The organism is Streptomyces sp. DH24 (genome assembly GCF_029813775.1).
In the GTDB taxonomy this organism is placed as follows: domain Bacteria; phylum Actinomycetota; class Actinomycetes; order Streptomycetales; family Streptomycetaceae; genus Streptomyces.
On record NZ_JARVKW010000002.1, the window covers coordinates 203,447 to 222,234 of the forward strand.

12 protein-coding genes are annotated in these 18,788 nt (G+C 72.8%); 5 read left to right on the top strand and 7 right to left on the bottom strand.

Features of this window, described 5'->3' with window-relative positions; genetic code table 11:
* Positions 1-111 precede the first annotated feature (111 nt).
* The gene (locus QC282_RS02465; protein WP_279547477.1) at positions 112-378 is read right to left on the bottom strand and encodes a hypothetical protein; all 267 of its coding nucleotides are present in this window, start codon (positions 376-378) and stop codon (positions 112-114) included.
* Between the two features lie 245 nt (positions 379-623).
* Here QC282_RS02465 and QC282_RS02470 point away from each other — a divergent pair, with 245 nt between their 5' ends.
* Positions 624-1,214, top strand: coding sequence for a hypothetical protein (locus QC282_RS02470; protein ID WP_279547478.1), 591 nt, complete (start codon positions 624-626; stop codon positions 1,212-1,214).
* A 235-nt stretch (positions 1,215-1,449) separates the two neighbouring features.
* Here the strand turns inward: QC282_RS02470 and QC282_RS02475 are convergent, their stop codons facing one another.
* A complete protein-coding gene (locus QC282_RS02475) occupies positions 1,450-2,109 on the bottom strand; it encodes an ATP-binding protein (protein ID WP_279547479.1) in 660 nt (219 codons plus the stop codon).
* 361 nt (positions 2,110-2,470) lie between these two features.
* Here QC282_RS02475 and QC282_RS02480 point away from each other — a divergent pair, with 361 nt between their 5' ends.
* Both QC282_RS02480 and QC282_RS02485 read left to right on the top strand, forming a co-directional pair.
* Positions 2,471-3,346, top strand: coding sequence for a helix-turn-helix transcriptional regulator (locus tag QC282_RS02480; RefSeq protein ID WP_279547480.1), 876 nt, complete (start codon positions 2,471-2,473; stop codon positions 3,344-3,346).
* 140 nt (positions 3,347-3,486) lie between these two features.
* A complete protein-coding gene (locus QC282_RS02485; protein ID WP_279547481.1) occupies positions 3,487-4,299 on the top strand; it encodes an SAM-dependent methyltransferase in 813 nt (270 codons plus the stop codon).
* Between the two features lie 66 nt (positions 4,300-4,365).
* Here the strand turns inward: QC282_RS02485 and htpG are convergent, their stop codons facing one another.
* Positions 4,366-6,267, bottom strand: a complete 1,902-nt coding sequence (gene htpG / locus QC282_RS02490) for a molecular chaperone HtpG (protein WP_279547482.1) — start codon at positions 6,265-6,267, stop codon at positions 4,366-4,368.
* Positions 6,268-6,520: 253 nt separating this feature from the next.
* Between htpG and QC282_RS02495 the strand changes: the two genes are divergently transcribed.
* Positions 6,521-7,294, top strand: coding sequence for a thioesterase II family protein (locus QC282_RS02495; protein WP_279547483.1), 774 nt, complete (start codon positions 6,521-6,523; stop codon positions 7,292-7,294).
* Positions 7,295-7,354: 60 nt separating this feature from the next.
* Here the strand turns inward: QC282_RS02495 and QC282_RS02500 are convergent, their stop codons facing one another.
* The 4 genes from QC282_RS02500 to QC282_RS02515 all read right to left on the bottom strand — a co-directional run bounded on the left by QC282_RS02500 (position 7,355) and on the right by QC282_RS02515 (position 16,996).
* On the bottom strand, positions 7,355-8,092 hold the full coding sequence (locus QC282_RS02500) for a LuxR C-terminal-related transcriptional regulator (protein ID WP_336621056.1): 738 nt from the start codon (positions 8,090-8,092) through the stop codon (positions 7,355-7,357).
* A 343-nt stretch (positions 8,093-8,435) separates the two neighbouring features.
* Positions 8,436-11,276: an AAA family ATPase gene (locus QC282_RS02505; RefSeq protein WP_279547485.1), complete on the bottom strand. Its 2,841-nt coding sequence runs from the start codon at positions 11,274-11,276 to the stop codon at positions 8,436-8,438.
* A 3-nt stretch (positions 11,277-11,279) separates the two neighbouring features.
* On the bottom strand, positions 11,280-13,847 hold the full coding sequence (locus QC282_RS02510; protein ID WP_279547486.1) for an AAA family ATPase: 2,568 nt from the start codon (positions 13,845-13,847) through the stop codon (positions 11,280-11,282).
* Between the two features lie 317 nt (positions 13,848-14,164).
* Positions 14,165-16,996, bottom strand: coding sequence for an AAA family ATPase (locus tag QC282_RS02515; protein ID WP_279547487.1), 2,832 nt, complete (start codon positions 16,994-16,996; stop codon positions 14,165-14,167).
* Between the two features lie 468 nt (positions 16,997-17,464).
* Between QC282_RS02515 and QC282_RS02520 the strand changes: the two genes are divergently transcribed.
* Positions 17,465-18,655, top strand: a complete 1,191-nt coding sequence (locus tag QC282_RS02520; protein ID WP_279547488.1) for a cytochrome P450 — start codon at positions 17,465-17,467, stop codon at positions 18,653-18,655.
* Positions 18,656-18,788: the final 133 nt, after the last annotated feature.

Consider the following 18,788-nt stretch of genomic DNA (forward strand, 5'->3'; position numbering starts at 1 on the left):
GACCTCGTGACCGCGACGGCCCGCGCGCCCGGCCCTCAGCGCGCGCCAGGCCGACGGCGTGGCCGTACGCCGCACCGCGGGCGGCCGTCCGCCCCTGCCCCCGACGTCCGTTCACGGCACGTCCCCGCGCCAGTCGAAGCGGCGTGCCCCCGGGCCGCGCGGCGCGTACACGGCGCTGCCGCCCGGACCGTGGCGGCCTATCTCCGTCGGCAGGGTGACACCGCTGCGCAGTTCGCGTTCCGGGCGGTCGGTGACGTCCAGCAGCAGGCCGTCCAGCGGGCCGCCCACCAGTTCCGCGTACACGCGACCGGACCGGGGCGCGGCGTCCTCGTGGTCGGCGCCGTAGACCCGGCCTCGCATGAATTCCCGTTCGTCCATGACGGCCAGGATCACAGCCACCACTGACAACCGGCGCGGCGCGCGCTCGCGGTCAGGGACGCGGCGGCCCCGTCGGCGGCTGTGCGAACCGGCCCCGGAAAAAGCGGGTTCGCACCCCGGGGGAGCGCACGAATTCCTGTGAATTCGCGGGTTTCCGGCTTTTCGGTGAACCAATCGCCGTCTCACAGCGTGCAACCGGACACGGACCGACCGCAGCCGGCGACGCCCGAAAGGAACAACGCATCGTGCCCACGGACTACGCATGCCACACGGCGGCCGAACAGGCCGCCCAGTCCCTCGCCCCGGTATGCGCGGTGCTGGCGCCCGACAGGCCCGCGTCCGGCTCCGAGGCGGAGGTCATGCCGGTCGTCCTGCGCAACTACCTGGGCGCGCGGCCCGCGGCACCGGCCGTCCCCAGGGCGGGCAGCGCTCCGACGGTCCGCGTGACGACCGGCGCGGCCGTCCTGCGGCTCTGTCTCGACGGGCTGCGCGCGGAGATGGAGGGCTCGCTGGCGCTGTGGCACACGAACGTGATCCAGCAGTTGCCCGAGGTACTGAGGCAGGGGAAGGGGAAGGCGTCGAAGGCGGAGTGGGAGGTCCTTCAGGAACTGCAGCTCTCCGCGCAGGAAGTGCTCACGCAGCTCGCCGGGCGGGGCCGCAACGGTGCTTCCGGGGCGCGGATGCTCGGCGGGCAGGTGGCGCTGCTGGAGGACGTCCTGTGCGGGGCGCTGCGGAGACTGTCGGTGCCCGCCGAGGCTGCCGCCGCGGGTGCGGGTGGGCTGGCGAGGGCCGTGGCGTCGCTGTTCGGCCTGGTGGCGTCGCCGGCCGAGCACTGAGCCAGGCTCCGAAGCCCGGCCCGGCGTTCGGGCCCGGAGCCCCGGTTCGGCGTCCTGCCCGGAGCCCGGCTCGGCGTCCCACTCGGTGTCCATGGTGCTCGCCGACCGGCTCCACGGCATCGACGATCGACGCGGACACCACCGGCACCGCCGAGCACGTCCGGCTGCTCCTGGTGACGCTGCGCCCCTGGCCGTGCGTCGGCCGCGCGGCCGCCCGGGAGGGGGCGGCCGAACATCAGGCCCGCACGGGCCCCGCTTCCGGTGGCCGGTGCGCGTGTGCGTGGGGCGAGTGGGCGTGGGGCGAGTGGGCCGGTCGGGACAGCCGGCCCGGCAGGGAGTGACCCGGGGCCGGGCACCGGGTCGCGGTGGACTCGCCTGGGCCCGGCAGCGGTCGCACGCCGTCGTCCCGTTCGGCTCGCTCTCCGTGCCCGTGCCCGTCCGGCGCGCCCGCCCGGCGCCATGGCAACTCGGCCCACACGAGGGAGCCGTTGGCGGTCGGACACGCGGTGACGCCCCAGGTGGCGGCGAGATGCGCCACGATCAGCAGCCCGCGGCCGCCTTCGTCGTCCGGGTCGCACAGGCCCGGCCGCGGCCTGCCGCTCTCGCCGCACCGGTCCTCGACCTCGATGCGGAGGCGGGTCGCGTCGAGGTGGAGGGTGAGGACCAGGACGGGACTGCCGGTGTGCGCGATGACGTTCGTGGCCAGTTCGGACACCACCAGGGTGGCGTCGTCGGCCACTTCGGGGTGCCCCTCCCACTGCGCCAGGGCGTCACGGACGTGGCGGCGGGCGAGAGCGACCGACCCGTCGTGCGCGGGGAGCAGCCAGCGTCTCTTCGGCTCGGGCCCGGCGTCCGGGTGTCGCGGTGACGGGCCCACTGGGGAGGGGGGAGCCATGGGGGGCGGCCTCTCGTCGTGCAGAGTCGGGGACGTAACGGCGACACCCGCGTCTCGGTGTGCCGGAACTCCCCCGTGACCGGCCCCGGCTGGGAGAGGGCTCTCGAAGGCCCGCGGGCGGCGTCAACGGGGCACGGCTGGTGACCTGCAACCTGTCGAGCCGACCGAGGCCGGTGGCACACAAGCGGATTGAGGTGTGGTGCCGACCATACTGTCGTACGGAGGAGAGATGCAAAGGGCAAACTGCAATTTGCAGATTGACGAATTTTGGCTCTCCTTCAAGAAGTTGAACGGTGACTTGTTGCGGCGTCGTGAGGCGGCACGTGAAATTCTGGCGGGCAACGGAGACGGGAGGCGAGCTGTGACCGACGGGGCCGGATGGGACACGTCCCCGGCCGTCCTGCGGCTGATCCTGGGCAAGCAGCTCGAGGAACTGCGCAAGCGCGCGGGCCTGAGCTACGCCCAGGCGGCGCAGGCGATCGGCGTGAGCGACGCGACGATCCGCCGGATGGAGAACGCCAAGGTCGCCCGCCTCCGCCCGGCCGAGGTCGAGAAGCTGCTGCGGGTCTACGGGGTCACCGACGAGCAGGAAACGGCCACGTTCCTCCAGTCGGTGAACGAGGCCGGTAAGCGCGGCTGGTGGCACACCTACCGGGACGTGATGCCCGACTGGTACGCCGCCTATCTCAGCCTGGAGCAGGCCGCGACGCAGATCCGCGCCTACGAGCCCCAGTTCGTGCACGGGCTGCTGCAGACCGAGGCGTACGTCCGCGCGCTGCTGAGCGCGGGCAACCCGCACGCCTCCGAGGAGGCGACCGAGCGCCGGGTCGCGCTGCGCATGCGCCGGCAGGACCTGCTGCACCAGCGGAATCCGCCGCATCTGTGGGTCGTCATGGACGAGACGGCGCTGCGCTGGCCCATCGGCGGCCCCGAGGTGATGCGCACGCAGATCGATCACCTGCTGGCCCTCGTGGAACTGCCGCACGTGGTGCTGCAGATCATGAGGTTCGACCGCGGGCCCCACCCGGCCATGCCGGCGGGCGCCTTCCACCTGTTCCGGTTCCTGGCCCGGGAGATGCCCGACGTCGTCTATCTGAGCGGTCTGATCGGCGACGTCTACCTGGACAAGCAGGACGACGTGGTGGTCTACCGGGAGACGCTCGACCGTCTCAGCGCCCAGGCACCGTCGGCCAGGGCCACCGCGGCGACCCTGGAGATCCTCCGCAAGGAGTTCTGAGCGCCGCTCGCCCTTCCTCGGTGTGCGGCGCACCGCAGTGGCAGCTTCATGCGAACCGGGGTGGCATCTTTCCGTATTCCGGTGAACCCGGTGAGGGCGGCGTGCGTGAATGGAAGTGAAGCCGACACGAAGGAGTGCTGGTGCTCGACGACGGATGGCCCGCTGACCGGATCGACACCGCCAGTCCCCATTCCGCGCGCATCTACGACTACATCCTGGGCGGCAAGGACTACTACCCCGCCGACCGGGAGGCGGGTGACGCGCTGTGCCGGGAGTGGCCCGCCCTGCCCGTCCACATGCGGGCCAACCGCGACTTCATGCACCGCGCGGTGCGCCATCTGGCCGCCGAGGCGGGGATCCGCCAGTTCCTCGACATCGGTACGGGCATCCCCACCTCCCCGAACCTCCACGAGATCGCCCAGGAGGTCGCGCCCGACTCCCGCGTGGTCTACGTCGACAACGACCCCATCGTGCTCACCCTGTCCCAGGGACTCCTCAAGAGCAGCCCGGAGGGCCGGACCGCCTACATCGAGGCCGACATGCGCGACCCGGCCGCGATCCTGACGGCTCCGGCGCTGCGGGAGACCCTGGACCTGTCGCAGCCGATCGCGCTGACGGTGATCGCCATCGTGCACTTCGTGCTGGACGAGGACGACGCGTACGGCATCGTGCGCAAGCTGCTCGAACCGCTGCCCCCGGGCAGTTGCCTGGCCATGTCCGTGGGGACCGCCGACTTCGCGCCGGACGAGGTCGGGCGGGTCGCCGAGGAGTACGCGGCCCGCGACATGCCGATGCGGCTGCGCACCCACGCCGAGGCCGCCGAGTTCTTCACCGGACTCGACCTCGTCGCACCGGGCCTGACCCAGGTGCACAAGTGGCGGCCCGACGCGACGTGCGAGGGCATTCGCGACGAGGACATCGCCATGTACGGCGCCATCGGCCGCAAACCCTGAGCGGCGCCCGCGTCAACCGCGGGCGCCGCTCGGGCAGTTGCCGGTCCGGCTGCCGGTGCCGCAGGGCTACAGGGTGCGTTCGAGCCGGTCCGCCACCAGCTTCACGAACCGGGCCGGCTCCTTCGGCTGGCCTCCCTCGGCGAGGACCGCGAGGGTGTGCAGGAGTTCGGCGGTCTCGGTGAGCTCGGTGCGGTCGTCGCGTTCCGTGTAGGCCTGGTTGAGGGCCTTCACGAGCTGGTGCTCCGGGTTGAGTTCGAGGATCCGCTTGGCCTTGGGGACCTCCTGGCCCATCGCCCGGTACATGTTCTCCAGCGCGGGCGTGAGGTCCCCCGCGTCGGAGACGACGCAGGCCGGGGAGACGGTGAGGCGGGAGGAGAGGCGGACCTCCTTGACGTCCTCGCCGAGGTGTTCCGTCATCCAGCCGAGCAGCCCGGCGTACTCCTCGCCCTGCTTCTCCTTCTCGGCGTCGGCCTTGCCGTCCTCGTCGGCGCCGAGGTCGATCTCGCCCTTGGCGACCGACCGCAGCTTCTTGCCCTCGAACTCGCCGACCGCGTCGACCCACACTTCGTCGACGGGGTCGGTGAGCAGCAGCACCTCGATGCCCTTGGCGGCGAAGGCCTCCATGTGCGGGGAGTTCTCGATGGCCTGCCGGGACTCGCCCGTCATGAAGTAGATGTCGTCCTGGCCGTCCTTCATCCGCTCCACGTACTGCTGGAGCGTGGTCGGCTCCTGCGCGTCGTGCGTGCTCGCGAACGAGGCGGCGGCGAGGATCACGTCACGGTTGTCGGAGTCGATGACCAGGCCTTCCTTGAGGACGGCGCCGAACTCCCGCCAGAACGTGGCGTAGCGGTCCGGGTCCTGGGTCCGCAGGTCCTTGACCGTGGCCAGGACCTTCTTCGTCAGCCGGCGCTGCATCATGCGGATGTGGCGGTCCTGCTGGAGGATCTCGCGCGAGACGTTGAGCGAGAGGTCCTGTGCGTCGACCACGCCCTTGACGAAGCGGAGGTACGGCGGGAGCAGTTCCTCGCAGTCGTCCATGATGAAGACGCGCTTCACGTACAGCTGGACGCCGCGCTGGTAGCCCTGCGTGAACAGGTCGTGCGGGGCGTGGGAAGGGACGAAGAGGAGCGCCTGGTACTCGAAGGTGCCCTCCGCCTGGAGGCGGATCGTCTCCAGCGGGTCGCGCCAGTCGTGGCTGATGTGCTTGTACAGCTCGTGGTACTCGTCGTCGGACACCTCGTCGCGCGGGCGCGCCCAGAGGGCCTTCATCGAGTTCAGCGTCTCGGGCTCGCGGGCCTCGTCCTCGCCGTCCTTCGCCTCGGGGACGAGCCGGATCGGCCAGGTGATGAAGTCCGAGTACCGCTTGACGATCTCCTTGATCTTCCAGGTGGAGGTGTAGTCGTGCAGCTGGTTCTCGGAGTCGGCCGGCTTGAGGCGGAGCGTGACCGAGGTGCCCTGGGGCGCCTCGTCGACCGTCTCCAGCGTGTACGTGCCCTCGCCGCGTGAGGTCCAGCGGGTGCCCTGGGTCTCGCCGGCCCGCCGGGTGACCAGGGTGACCTCGTCGGCCACCATGAAGCTGGAGTAGAAGCCGACGCCGAACTGTCCGATCAGACCGTCGGCCCCGGCGGCGTCCTGCGCCTCGCGCAGCTCCTTCAGGAACTTGGCCGTCCCGGAGTTGGCGATGGTGCCGATCAGCTGGGTGACCTCGTCGTACGACATCCCGATGCCGTTGTCCCGCACGGTGAGCGTGCGGGCGTTGCTGTCGATGTCGATCTCGATGTGCAGGTCGGTCACGTCGGCGTCGGGTGCGTCGTCCCGGAGGGAGGCGAGGCGCAGTTTGTCCAGCGCGTCGGAGGCGTTGGAGACGAGCTCCCGCAGGAAGACATCCTTGTTCGAGTAGACCGAGTGGATCATCAGCTGCAGCAGCTGACGGGCCTCTACCTGGAACTCAAACGTTTCGGTCGGCATGGTTCGCGAGTACCTCACAGGTCCACTGTTCGCCTGAACTGGTGGTGTCACTCTAAAATAGCAAGTCAGGACGGAATGCCAGTCTTTCGGCCGGTGGCGCGTGCCGTTCCGGCCGGATCGTGTGCCCGGCCGGGCCGGGCGGGCGGCAAGTGTAGGGATTTTGCGGGTCGGAAGCCCTTTTCAATGGCCGGGCGACGGCGGGCGGACGCACCGCCGGCCGCCGCGCCGACGAAGCCTTTCGGAAAGGGACGCCATGTCGCGTATCGCCGACGACGCCACCACGGCCTGGATCCGCCGTTACCATCCGTCCGCCGACAGCGCCGTACGGCTCGTCTGCTTTCCCCACGCGGGTGGTTCGGCCAGCTTCTTCCACCCGGTCTCGGTGCGCTTCGCCCCGGAGGTCGACGTGGTGGCCCTGCAGTATCCGGGGCGCCAGGACCGCCGCAGGGAGCCGTGCGTCGAGGACATCGGCGTGCTCGCTGACCGGGTGGCGGAGGAGGTGGGCGCCCTGAGCGGGAAGCCGACGGTGTTCTTCGGGCACAGCATGGGCGCCGTCCTCGCCTTCGAGACGGCGCTGCGGCTGGAGGCGTCCGGCGGCAACGCGCCGCGTGCGGTCGTCGCCTCGGGGCGCCGCGCCCCGTCGACCCGGCGTGACGAGCGGGTCCATCAGCGCGACGACGACGGTGTGGTCGCCGAGCTGCGGCTGCTCAACGGCACCGACTCCGCCGTCTTCGGGGACGACGAGCTGCTGCGGATGGCCATGCCGGCGATCCGCGGGGACTACCGCGCCATCGAGACGTACACCTGCGCTCCCGGGCGCCGGGTGCGGTGCGCGCTGACCGTGCTGACGGGTGACTCCGACCCCAGGACGACGCTGGAGGAGGCGTCGGCGTGGCGGGAGCACACCGAGGGCGCGTTCCGTATGCAGGTCTTCCCCGGCGGTCACTTCTTCCTCACCGACCATCAGAACGAGGTGAACGCCGAGATCCACAAGGAGCTCGACGCGGCGCGCGCGGCGGTGTCCTGAGCCGGCCGCGGAGGCCCCCCGCGCGGGTGGGGGTCCTCCGCGGTCCTGTGCGGCCCGGGGTCACTCGGACACGAACTCCGGTCGCACCCGGGGCGGCCACTGGCCGACGGCGAACACTCCCATGGAGTAGCTCTTCGATATGAGCGCCGGCCGGTTGGTGACCTTCATCTTCCGCAGCAGGGACGAGACGTGGTACTCGACTCCGCCGCGGCTGAGGAAGAGTTTCGTGGCGAGCTGGACCGTGGACTCTCCGGCGGCCACGCCTTCCAGGATGCGCGCGTGCATCGGGCTGAACAGCTTCCGCCGGGCGCTGACGATCTGCGGTCCGGTCCCGGACTCCTCGGGGTCGACCATGACGAGGATGCGGTCGACCCGGCCGGCGCCGCTGCGTACCGCGATGCCGGTCATCTCGCCGAGGAAGACGGAGTCCTTCGCGTCCAGCGCGACCATGTGGTCGGCGAACCGGGGGCTCTGGCCGTCCGCCAACCGGATCAGCTCGTTCTTCAGCTTGCCCTGCACGCTGGGGTGGAGGAACTCGCAGAAGTTCTTTCCCGACCCGCGCCCGGGACTCCAGCCGAACTGGCGGGCGAAGGACTGGTTGGCCTCCAGGATCCTGAATTCCAGATCCAGGTTGGCCATACACACGAAGGACTGCTCAAAAAGCGCCCAGTAACTGTCGCGATACGGTTCCGAAGTCCAGCTGCGCGTCGCTTCGGAATGTTTCTCTGCAGAGTCGAGGCCTGCGTTCTTCATGGGGGGTGGGCCACTCTCTCTCGGAGCTGATGACCAGCAGACCATCCCGTCGAACGGAATGTTCTTTACCCATGACATTGCCATCGATGGAAAAACCGTGTCAAGGCCGAGAAAGTTCCCACCAGCCCTTTCGCACCTAAGACTGCGGTACCGCACAACGACGGTTCGGTGCCCCTTGCGGTCCCTGCGGCCGGGTCATTTCGGGACGCGGGGAAACGTCCGCGGATGAAAGGGCTTGCGCACGTCAGGCACATGATCGTCGAAGCCTCGGGCCCGCACGGGCGAAGACCTCGGCGATATCCGGGGGAGCACGCAGTTACCCATCGGTAACGACACGGAAAAGGAGAGAAAGTAAATGAGCGGACGGCCGGGAATGCGCGAGCCGCGGTTACCCCAGAGTACGGGCCAGCTCGTCACGACCCGAGATCCCGAATTTGCGATAGGAACTCGTCAGATGCCTTTCCACGGCACGCATACTGATGCCCAGTTCCGTTGCGATCTCGCGGTTGCTGAGTCCGCGCGCGGCGCGTTCCGCCACCTTCGTTTCCGCAGGGGTGAGCCCGGCGACGATCGCCCGGACCGGTCGCGCCGTCATTCCTGAGCGGATGTCCGACGGCGCGTTCTGTAATTCGACGGCCAGTCGCCGTCCGCGATTCAGCAGCCGGTCACCCTCGGCGTCGGAGGTCCGCCGCAGCCGCTTGCCCAGGGCGGTCAGGGCGTGCGCGAGTTCGAACCGGTTGCCCCCGGATTCCAGGATGTCGACGGCCTGCCGCAGCAGGGCGACCCCGCGCGGCCCCTCGGTGAGGGTGCCGCGCAGCCGCAGGGTCCGGCCCAGCATGGTGGGCGCGCCCCAGGTCCGGGCGCGCTCGTGGCACTCGTCGGCCGTGGCGGCGGCGTCGGCGGTCCGGCCGAGACGGTGCTGGACGAACGCCGCCCGCACCTGCCAGTCGGCGATCGCCGGGTTCAGCCAGCCGGCCCGTTCCAGCACGCGGCCGCAGTCCAGGTACTGGGCGAGGGCCACCGGGAGATTGCCGCGGGCCTCGGCGCGCAGCCCGCGCAACGCCCTGTGCAGCGCGAACAACCGCAGGTCGGCGGCCGGTTCGAGGGTGCCGGTCAGCTGCGCGGCGAGCTCCGGGTCCTCCAGTTCGAGCGCGACCCGGCCCAGGGTGAGGACGGGGAGCAGCCGTTCCTCGGACGGCACGCCTTCCGCGAGCGTGACGGCGCGTGTGCCGCATTCACGGGCCAGGGCGATCTCACCCCGGGCCACCAGGAGCAGCCCTCGCTGCGCCTCGACCCGTGCCATGAGGCCCGGGGCGCCCTCCCGTGCGGCGTGCAGGCGCGCGGCGTCGAGCCAGGAGGCGGCGGCGTGCGGGGCGTCCACCGCGTAGAGGACCGGCGGCAGCATGTCCAGCGCGGGGCCGGGCAGGGCGGCGTGGGCCGGTTCCTGCTCCAGTACTTGCCGGGCCATGCGGGCGATGTCCCGGTGCACGGCCTGTCCGCCCATGGCGGCGGAGAACAGCAGGACGATCCGCAACTCCCGTTCGGACGACGACGGTCCGGTGTGCCGCTCGCCCAGTTCGCGCAGTCGCCGCGGTGCCGACGCCACGTACCGGGGCTCGTGCAGCCCGGCGTAGCGGGCGCGTGCCTCCAGCCGCATCGCCAGGTATCTGCCGTGCCGGTCGGCCTCGCGCGGGGTGCCGAGGCCGGCGGCCGTCTCCCGGATCAGATCGGCGAGTTGGGGGTCGCTGCCGACGATGTGCATCGGGGTGCTGGACACCACCTCCGCCCGGCGCCTGATCCGCGGCATGAGCCGGGCGGCCTGCACGAGGTGCCGTACCGCCGAGGGCGACCCCGACTCCGCCTCGGTGACGCCGAGTTCGAAGAGCAGCTCGGCCCGCGCACCGCCGCCGGCGGGTACGTCGACGAGGGCGCGGCTGAGGTAGCGCACGGCCGCGTCGGGGGCGCCCCTGCGGCGGGCGGCAGCGGCGGCGGCGCGCAGTTGGTGGATCTCCCAGGCGCCGCCGAGCCGGTCGACGTGGAGCAGCGGGGCGACGACCTCCTCGGGGTCGGCGCCGCACTCGTCCAGCAGGACCGAGGCCTGTCGGTGCCGGTGGGAGCTCTCCTCGTCGCCCATGGCTCCCAGGACGACTCCCGCGACCGCGCGGACGGCCGACGCGGGGTCGTCGTCGGTGCCGGGCCAGGTGCGGGCGAGGATGTCGCGGGCGTGGTCGCACTGTTCCTGGGTGAGTCCGGCGAGCCGTGCGACGAGGTCGTCCGTCGCCTGGTCGCCGAGGACCGCGGTCGCCTTGGCGAACGCCTCCACGACCGGTTCGCGGCGCAGCAGCACGAGCAGTCGCTCGCGGCGCAGCGACTCGCCGAGTTCCGTCAGCCGCGCGGTGTGCCAGGCGGGTGCGCCCAGCCGACGGAGCCGGGCCCGGTCGCACAGCGTCCTGAGGTCCTTGGGCCGGCCGCCGGTCACCTCGTGGCAGGTGGCCGTGAACTCCTCGGGGCAGTGCGGCCCCAGCCGGTCGGCGACCAGCCGGCCCGTGGCCCGGCGGGACAGGGCGCGGGCGCGCACGTGGTGGGTGGCCGTCGCGGCGATGTCCCGGACGAGCGGATCGCGGGCGCTCAGACCGTCCTTGCGGACCACGGCCATCAGGACGCGCATGCCCTCCAGGCGTGCGGCCAGGTGGGCCAGCGCGTGCCGTGACGCGTCGTCGACCCAGCCGAGGTCGTCCACGGCGAGCACCACGGTGCGCTCGGCGCTGATCCCGGCGAGCGCGATGTGCAGCCAGTGCAGGGCGTCGGCGAGGTCGGCGGGGGCGATGTCGGGTGCGCAGGGCGCGCCGTCGAGGGTTCGCGGTGTCTCCCCCGGCGCCGGGAGCGAGGGGTGGGCCGCGGCGTGCCCGCGGTCGGGTCCGGGGCCCGGGTCGCAGCCCGGGGCGAGCAGCGGGCCGGCGAGGGACGGGATGTGCACGCCCGGCTCGGCGAGCAGCGGCAGTACCAGCTGCCGTACGACGCCAAACGGGACGGCGCGTTCGCCGAACGCGCCGGCGGAGCGCAGCACGAGCGCGCCTGAGGCCGCCGCGAGGTCGGCCAGCCGGTGCAGGAGCGCGGTGGTGCCGGTGCCGGCGCCGCCGTCGACGAGGACGAGCGCGCCGGAACCCGACTGTGCCTCCGCGACGGCCTTGTCGAGGACGGTCAGCTCCTGTTCGCGCTCCAGCAGCATCGGTCAGCCGTCCTCCTGTCCGGCCAGGAGGCGGGTGACGAGGGCGGGGCGGCCCTTGACGCCGAGCCTGCGGTAGAGCTTGGTGAGGCGCAGCTCGACGGTCCGGGTGGAAAGGCCGAGCCGGCCGGCGATCTCGCGGTTGCCGAGTCCCTGCACGACGAGGTCGGTGACGGCGCGTTCGGCGGCGGAGAGTGCCTCGCCGCCGGCTTCCGCCGGGGTGTCGGCGGGTTCGTCGCGGTGCGGCGCGCCGGGCAGGTCGACGCCGTAGCGGGCCAGCGTGTCGTGGGTCCGGGTGCGCACGGCGGTGAAGGCGCTCGCGGTGCCCCAGCGTTCCACGACGCGGTGTTCCTCGGTGAGGAGTTCGGCGGCGGTGGCCGGGGCGCCCAGCTGGTGGTGGGCGACGGCCGCGGTGCCGCGCCAGGCGATCAGCATGGGGTTGCGCCACCGCTTCGAGCGGAGCAGCCTGCCGCATTCCTCCAGCAGGAGCAGGGCGCGGGTGGCGTCGCCGTCGATCAGGGCGAGTTCGGCGCGCGCGTACAGCAGGAAGCCGGAGGTGACGCTGTGGCCCTCGGGCCGGGTGCGGGCCCGCTCGGCGACGCGTCGGGCCTCGTCCACGCGTCCGCACCGGATCAGGGCGAGGATCTCCGCCGCGGTCAGCCGGGGGCGCAGCAGGGTGTGCCAGGAGGCGGGCGGGAGTTCGCGGGTGGCGGTGGCCAGGTCGCGCAGGCCGTCCTCGGGGCGGCCGAGGCGGACGGCCACCTCGGCCCGGGTCAGCAGGGCCTGCGCGGCGGCGGCGCGGGCGCCGGTGTGTCGGGCGTCGGTGACGACGGCGTCGAGGCGGTCCAGGCCGCCGGTGACGTCGCCGGCGCACAGCAGGGCGCGGGCGGCGGCGATGCGGCACATGAGCGGGACGGCGGCGGGTTCGGCGAGGGTGGTGCGGGCCAGGTCGAGCACCCGGACCCGGTCGTCGGCGCGGGCGGCCAGGGTCCAGGCGAGGACGGCGGCCTGCGCGGGGTGGCCGGGGTGGTCGGTGTGGACGGGCGGCGGGGCGACGAGGGGCGGGCCGCCCTTCTCGTCCCCGGCGAGCCGGCCGAGGGCGCGCAGCGGGCGGAGCTGGGCGTCGGGGATCACCGTCAGGGCCCTTTGGTGCACGTCCGCGATGACCCAGCGGGTGGTCTCGGCGTCGCCCCGGCTGAGCAGCAGGTCGGCGGCGTGCAGGACGGCGGGCCAGGTCTCGGGGGTGGCGTGGCGGAGCATGACCTGGCGCAGCCGGCCGTCGCTGGCCTGCGGTGCGGTGACGGCTTCGACGGCGGCCAGGCGGAGCAGGAGCCGGGCCCGCTCGGTGTCGGTGACGGGCTCGCGCAGGGCGTGGCGCAGGGCGGCGGTGGTGACGTCGGCCGGGCGGGGCCGGGTGGCCGGGCCGCTGTCCGACGCGGTCCAGGGGCGGACGAGTCCGGTGACGGCGCCGAGCATGTCGGCGACGGTGCCGATCCGCGCGCCGCTGCCGCCCTGCAGTGCGGTGGCCCTCAGGTGGAGGGTGTCGCGTTCGGCGCGGGTCAGGCCGGCAAGTACGTCGTCGGCGAACCAGGCGTGGGCGAGCCGGGGTGTGTCCGCGTCGGCGAGCAGCCCGCAGGCGCGCAGGGCGGCCACGGCGTCGTCGAACGGGGTGGCGTCGAGTCCGGCGATGGCCGCCATCTGCCCGAAGTCGAGCAGGTGGCCGACGGCGGCGACCACCCGCAGCAGTCCGACAGCGTTGTCAGAGAGGCCGCGCGCGGTCGCCAGGGCGCGTGCGGACCAGGCGGCCCGCGCGGTGGCGACGAGGTGGGGAAGGGCGTCGGTGTCCAGCGGACCGGCCAGTTCGGCGATCCGGTCGGCGACGGCGCGCAGGACGGCCGGGGCTCCCCCGGCCACGGCGGTCGCGGCCAGCACGGCCTTCGGGACCGGCCGCCCGGCGCGGGTCGCCAGCAGGGTGTGCGCCTCGTCGCCGGTCAGCGGGTCGAGGCGCAGGGTGTGCACCGGGCACGTGCCGGCCCGGGCCGGCACGCCGGCGGCGGCGAGGACCTGCCGGTCCGGTACGGGCGAGGTGCCGAGCGCGAGGACCGGGCCCCCGTGGCTGCGCCTGCCGAGCTCGACCAGCCAGCGCAGCGAGTCGGGGTCGGCGAGGTGGACGTCGTCCACGGCCAGCAGGACGGGGCGCCCGGCCGACTCCGTCAGCAGGGCGTCGCACGTGTGGGCGACGGCGGCGGTGGGCCGGGTGCCGCGGCCGAGCGCGCCGGCGAGCGCGCCGAAGCGGGACGGCGGGCACAGGGTGGCCATCAGCTGGGTGACGGTGCCGTACGGGATGCGGGACTCGCGGGGTGAACAGCGGGCGACGCCGACCGCGAGGCCGGCGGCGCGGGCCCGGGTGACGGCCCAGTCGAGGACGGCGCTGCGTCCGGCGCCGACGGGGCCCGTGACGACGGCGAGTTCGCGGGCGCCGTTCTCCAGGCGGGTGACGAATCCGTCGATCGCGCCGAGGGTGGCGTCCCGGCCGACGAGGCGGGTGGACACGAGCGCGGGGGGCGCCGTCACGGGTGCACCCGGCGGCCCGTGTCGCGCCTGCCGCCGGCGTCGGGAGCCGGGGGACGGACGGTGCGCCGCACCAGAAGGTTCCGCATGCGCACCTCTCGTCTCACGACAGCGGGTGACCTGCTCTTCCTGCGAATGGGAGATTACCTACCCCGCCGCCGCATTACAGGTTCTCGCCGGGAACCCTGAGCTTTTTTTGAGGTTACCGACGAATCAACACACGCTGCCGGGAAGGTCCCTTGCGACGCAACGCGCGTTGATAAGAACCCGAAGCACGGAAATGCTCTGGGATGCGGGAGGAATGCGGTGGGTCCGGTGGGTTACCGCTCCGGTTTCCAGCTGCCGGCGAGAACGTCGGCGAGCTCCTGCCGGCCCCGGATGCCGAGCTTTCGGTAGGCGCTCGTCAGATGGAACTCGACGGTGCGCTGGGTCAGGAACAGCGCTTCGGCGATCTCCCGGTTGGTGGCACCGGCCGCCGCCCGCTCGGCGACCTGACGTTCGCTTCCGCTAAGTGCGTCGGTGGGTGACTCGGTGCTGTGCCGCAACCGCCCGCCCGCTGCCGCCAGGACGGGCACCGCCTGGTCGAGGAGGAGCTTGCTTCCGCACAGCACGGCAAGGTCGATGGAGCGCCGGAGCCGTTCCCGTGCGCCTTCGGCGTCGCCGCGGTCGAGCAGCCGCCGGCCGAGCAGGTATTCGGCGCGGGTGCTCTCCAGCCGGCCCGCGCTGCCGTCGAGGAGGCGGGCGGCTTCCGTCAGTTCGTCGACGGCGGCGTCGCCCTCGGTGAGGACGCCGCGGGCGTAGTGCAGCATGCCGCGCGCCCGGGGCGTGCCCCAGCGCCGCACCGCAGGCGCGACCTCCTCGATCATCTCCAGTCCTTCGTCCCGGCGCCCGAGTTCGGCGAGGACCTCGGCGGCGTCGTACCACCAGGGCGCCAGCACGGGGTTGCCGATGCCCGCCCCGGCGAGGCTGTCGCCGCACTGCCGAAGGTGCCGCAGGGCTCCGTCGAGGTCGCCGAGCGCCGCCCGGGACCGTGCCCGGGTCACCAGGTACGTGTGGTATTCGAGGGAGAACTGGTCCAGCCGGGGCCTGCCGATCATGTCGAGCAGTTCCTCCGCGCGGTGCGCCTCGCCACGGTGCACCAGGGCCTCGGCGAGCGCGCACTGCGGGCCGACCGCGCTGAACACGCGCAGGTCGCCGTGGGCCAGGTCGAAGGCCAGTTGCGCGTCGGACAGCGCCTGCGTGATGTTGCCGGCCCACAGGTGGACCTGGGCGCGTGTGGTGGAGGCCAGGGCGCAGATCCAGGCCTCGCCGCGTTTCTGGGCGTGCTCGAGGAGGGCGGTGAGGGCCGCGTCGACCGGTTTGATCTCGTCGGCCAGGTACAGGGTGAGGCTGGAGCCGAGGGCGCCCCAGCCGCCGAGGGACACGTCGCCGACGCGCAGGACCCGTTCGGCGGCCGGTACGAGTTCGGCGGCGGGCCTGCCCTCCAGCGTGCCGAGCGCGCACAGCATGCCCAGCAGCAGGCGTTCCTCGGCGCTTTCGCCGGCCGGCGCCGCGTGGTCCCGGAAGCGCTCGCTCACCCGCCGTACGGTCGTCTTCTCGTCCAGTCCGGCGACCAGCACCATGGCTTCCACCCGGGTGCGCAGGGCCTGGTCGGCCGGGGAGTCGCCGAGTTCCGACTCGCACAACTCCAGGGCTTCGTTGACCAGTTCGAAGGCGCGCAGGGAGTGCTGGGCGCCGAGCGCGGTCACCACGTACTGGAGGATCAGCCGGCATCGCAGGCGCGGTTCGGTCGCGAGGGTGAGCGCGTGCTCCAGCCTGCTCAGCGCGGTGCGCGGGTCGTTGCTCGCGAGGGTGCGGGCGGACTCCGACAACAGCTCCACGTCGTCGGGGTCGTGGCGCAGGGCGCGGGTGAGGTACTGGCCGGCGACGGCGGGCGCGCCGCGCTGTTCGGCGCCGAGCGCGGCGGAGCGCAGCGCGGTGACCATCCAGGGTTCCGGGATGTCGGGCAGGCGCATCAGCTGGACGGCGACCTGTTCGGCGGGGCTGCCGGAGTCGTTGAGCAACCGGGCGGCGCGCTCGCGCAGTTCGACGAGTTCGGCGTCCGGTGTGGCGTCCAGTACGGCCTGCCGGATGAGGTCGTGCCGGTAGCCGAGCGAGTCGGTGTGCAGCAGGCCGGCGTCGCGCAGCGCGTCGACGGCGCGGCTGGCGGGCCCCGGCCGGGTGCCGGCGAGCGCGGCGACGGGTTCGAGGTCGTCGGTCTCCAGGACCGCGACGGCCTTGGCGACGGCGAGCCGTTCGGGGGTGAGCCGGTCGACGCGGAAGCGGGCGACCGCACCGTGGCCGAAGCCGACTGACAGCGCCGCGGCGGCCAGTCCGGTGACCGGCGGGAGGCTTTTCAGCTCGCCGGCCACCAGTTGCACCAGGAACGGCGTGCCGCCGGTGATCTCCATGCAGCGGTCCACGAGCGCCGGGGCGGGCGCCGCGCCGAGGGCCGCGGTGAGCATGTCGCGCACGGCGTCGGCGGGCAGCGGCTGCACGTCGACGGTGAGGCAGGAGGCGGCGTCCGCCATCTCGTCGAGGACCTCGGGGCGGGCGATCTCGACCTCGCTGCGCAGGGTCATGAACAGGGCGACCGGCAGGTCCTCGGCGCGCCTGAGCAAGAAGCCGAGCCAGCGCAGCGACGCCTCGTCGCACCACTGGACGTCGTCGACGGCGAGGACGACCGGTCTGTCGGCGGCGAGTCCGGCGGTGAGCCAGTACAGGCCGTGCATGACGGCGTAGGTGTCGGCGGGTACGGCGGCGGGCGCCCCGTCGAGGGTCAGGGCGGGCAGGGCCAGCCGGGCGCTGCCGCTCAGCAGCGGGTGGCCGGCACGGTCCCCCGCCGTCAGGCCGAGGGGCGCGAAGAGGGCGCGGACGGCGGCGTACGCGCCGGCCCCGCTCTCCTGGCACTTCACGGTGAGGACGTGGGCGTCGGCGGGCTCGCCGAGCGCGGCGGACATCAGCCGGGTCTTTCCGATGCCGGCGGGGCCGCGCAGCAGTACCGCCCGGGCTTCACCGGCGCCGTGGACGTGCTCACGCACCAGCGAGAGCTCCAGGTCCCGGCCGACAAGTCCGGGCTCGTCAGCCGTCTGCGCGCCGATGGGTGAGGCCACCGTGACTCCTGTACTGCCCCATCACACAAGGGAGTTGGGGTTGGTCAGAACTGCGTTGCATGTCCGATCATACGCACGTCTCCGGGCCGCTTCTCAGGGCGACGGACAACCAGAATCGCGGCGGCGCGCCCCGCCTCCGGCACGAGCCGGACAACCCGTCGCAAATTCACGATCGCCAACGAAATGCATGTCAAATGCATCCACAGGCGGGCACAGGCAGCCCGAGGCCCGCAGGAATGAGAACATTCGCTGAATCCGGAGCGGCATCCGGAGCGTCGTCCGGAGCAGCATCCGGACCGGAAAGTGAATAAGTTTCAATTTTGCCGTGTGTCGCATTACACACCGACCCCCGGACGGTGGTCACCGATTTCCTACGGCTTTCCCCAGTGTCGGGCGGGCAGGGCCGTTCGCGGCGGAGCGGCCGGGAGCATTCTGGGCATCCCGTCCTCTCTTCCCCGTCAGGAATCCATGGAGAACACCCCGAACGGCACGGAGTTGCCTCGGCTGACCACCGGGTCGCGGCCGGTGTTGGACCCCGGCCCGCTGTCCGCCCTGCGGGACGAGGCGCCCCTGTGCCGGGTGCGCACGCCCGCGGGGGACGATGCCTGGCTCGTCACCCGGTACGCCGAGACGAAGGAACTCCTCCGCGACGAACGCCTGGGCCGCCATCACCCCGACCCGGCCTCGGCCGCGCGCTACGTGGACAACCCGCTGGTCGAGATGCTGATCCTCGACGACGCGGACGAGGCGCGTCGGCTGCACCGGGAGGTCCGGACGCTCCTCACCCCGCAGTTCGCGGCCCGCAGGATGCGGGAGTTCGGCCCGCGCGTCGCGGAGGCCGCGCAGGCCCTGGCCGCGGACTTCGCCGGGCGTGAGCGGCCGGCGGACCTGCACGCGTACTTCTCGTTCCCCTACGCCCTGGGTGTCCTGCACGACCTGATCGGCGTCCCGGAGGCCGAGCGGGGACGTTGCGCGGCGCTGCTCCGCGACCTTGGCCGGGTGGGGACCGCGCAGGAACCACCGACCGGTCCGGGCGGCCTGTTCGCCCTCTTCCGCGAGTTGGCGGCGGCGGCCCGGACCGCCCCGGGCGACGACGTCCTGTCCCGGCTGGTCGCCTCCAGAGTGCCCGACGAGCAGGCCGCGGCGCTCGCCGCGACGCTGCTGTTCGCGGGCCTGGAGAGCGTGGTCAGCCATGTCGACCTGGGCGTGGTGCTGCTCGCCCGGCACGGCGCGCAGCACGAGGCGGCGCTCGGTTCCGCCGGGGCGATGGCGGGGCTGGTGGAGGAGGTGCTCAGGTCCGGCAAGCAGTCCGGTTCCGTCCTCCCCCGGTACGCGGGCGAGGACATCGAGGTGGGCGGAGTCACCGTCCGGGCCGGTGAGCTGGTCCTGCTGGACTTCGCCCTCGCCAACCACGACGAGCGGGTCTTCGCGGACCCGGGCGCCTTCGACGGCACCCGGTCCCCGAACCCTCATCTGTCCTTCGGGCACGGGGTGTGGCACTGCATCGGGGCCTCGCTGGCGAGGAGGGAACTGGCCGAGGCGTTCACGGCCCTGTTCGGCCGCATGCCCGCGCTGCGCCCGGCGGTGCCGGAGGAACGGCTCGTGACCGGCGCGGGGCGGCTGGTCGGCGGCCCGGAGGCGTTACCGGTGGTGTGGTAGCCAGCTGCCCCGGGCCGGTCCGGAGGCGAGGGTCGTCCGGCACCGATTCCCCGGAGATGACTAGGGATTTGCCCGCCGGGTCTCCCCCATCCTTCGTTCGACGCCGGGCGCCCCGGCGTCCCGGTGGCACGTC

Excerpts from the sequence above, each read along its gene's own strand:
- QC282_RS02465 (WP_279547477.1), bottom strand. The coding sequence starts at position 378 with ATGGACGAACGGGAATTCATGCGAGGCCGGGTCTACGGCGCCGACCAC.
- QC282_RS02475 (WP_279547479.1), bottom strand. The coding sequence starts at position 2,109 with ATGGCTCCCCCCTCCCCAGTGGGCCCGTCACCGCGACACCCGGACGCC.
- htpG (WP_279547482.1), bottom strand. The coding sequence starts at position 6,267 with ATGCCGACCGAAACGTTTGAGTTCCAGGTAGAGGCCCGTCAGCTGCTG.
- QC282_RS02495 (WP_279547483.1), top strand. The coding sequence starts at position 6,521 with ATGTCGCGTATCGCCGACGACGCCACCACGGCCTGGATCCGCCGTTAC.
- QC282_RS02500 (WP_336621056.1), bottom strand. The coding sequence starts at position 8,092 with ATGGTCTGCTGGTCATCAGCTCCGAGAGAGAGTGGCCCACCCCCCATG.
- QC282_RS02505 (WP_279547485.1), bottom strand. The coding sequence starts at position 11,276 with ATGCTGCTGGAGCGCGAACAGGAGCTGACCGTCCTCGACAAGGCCGTC.
- QC282_RS02520 (WP_279547488.1), top strand. The coding sequence starts at position 17,465 with ATGGAGAACACCCCGAACGGCACGGAGTTGCCTCGGCTGACCACCGGG.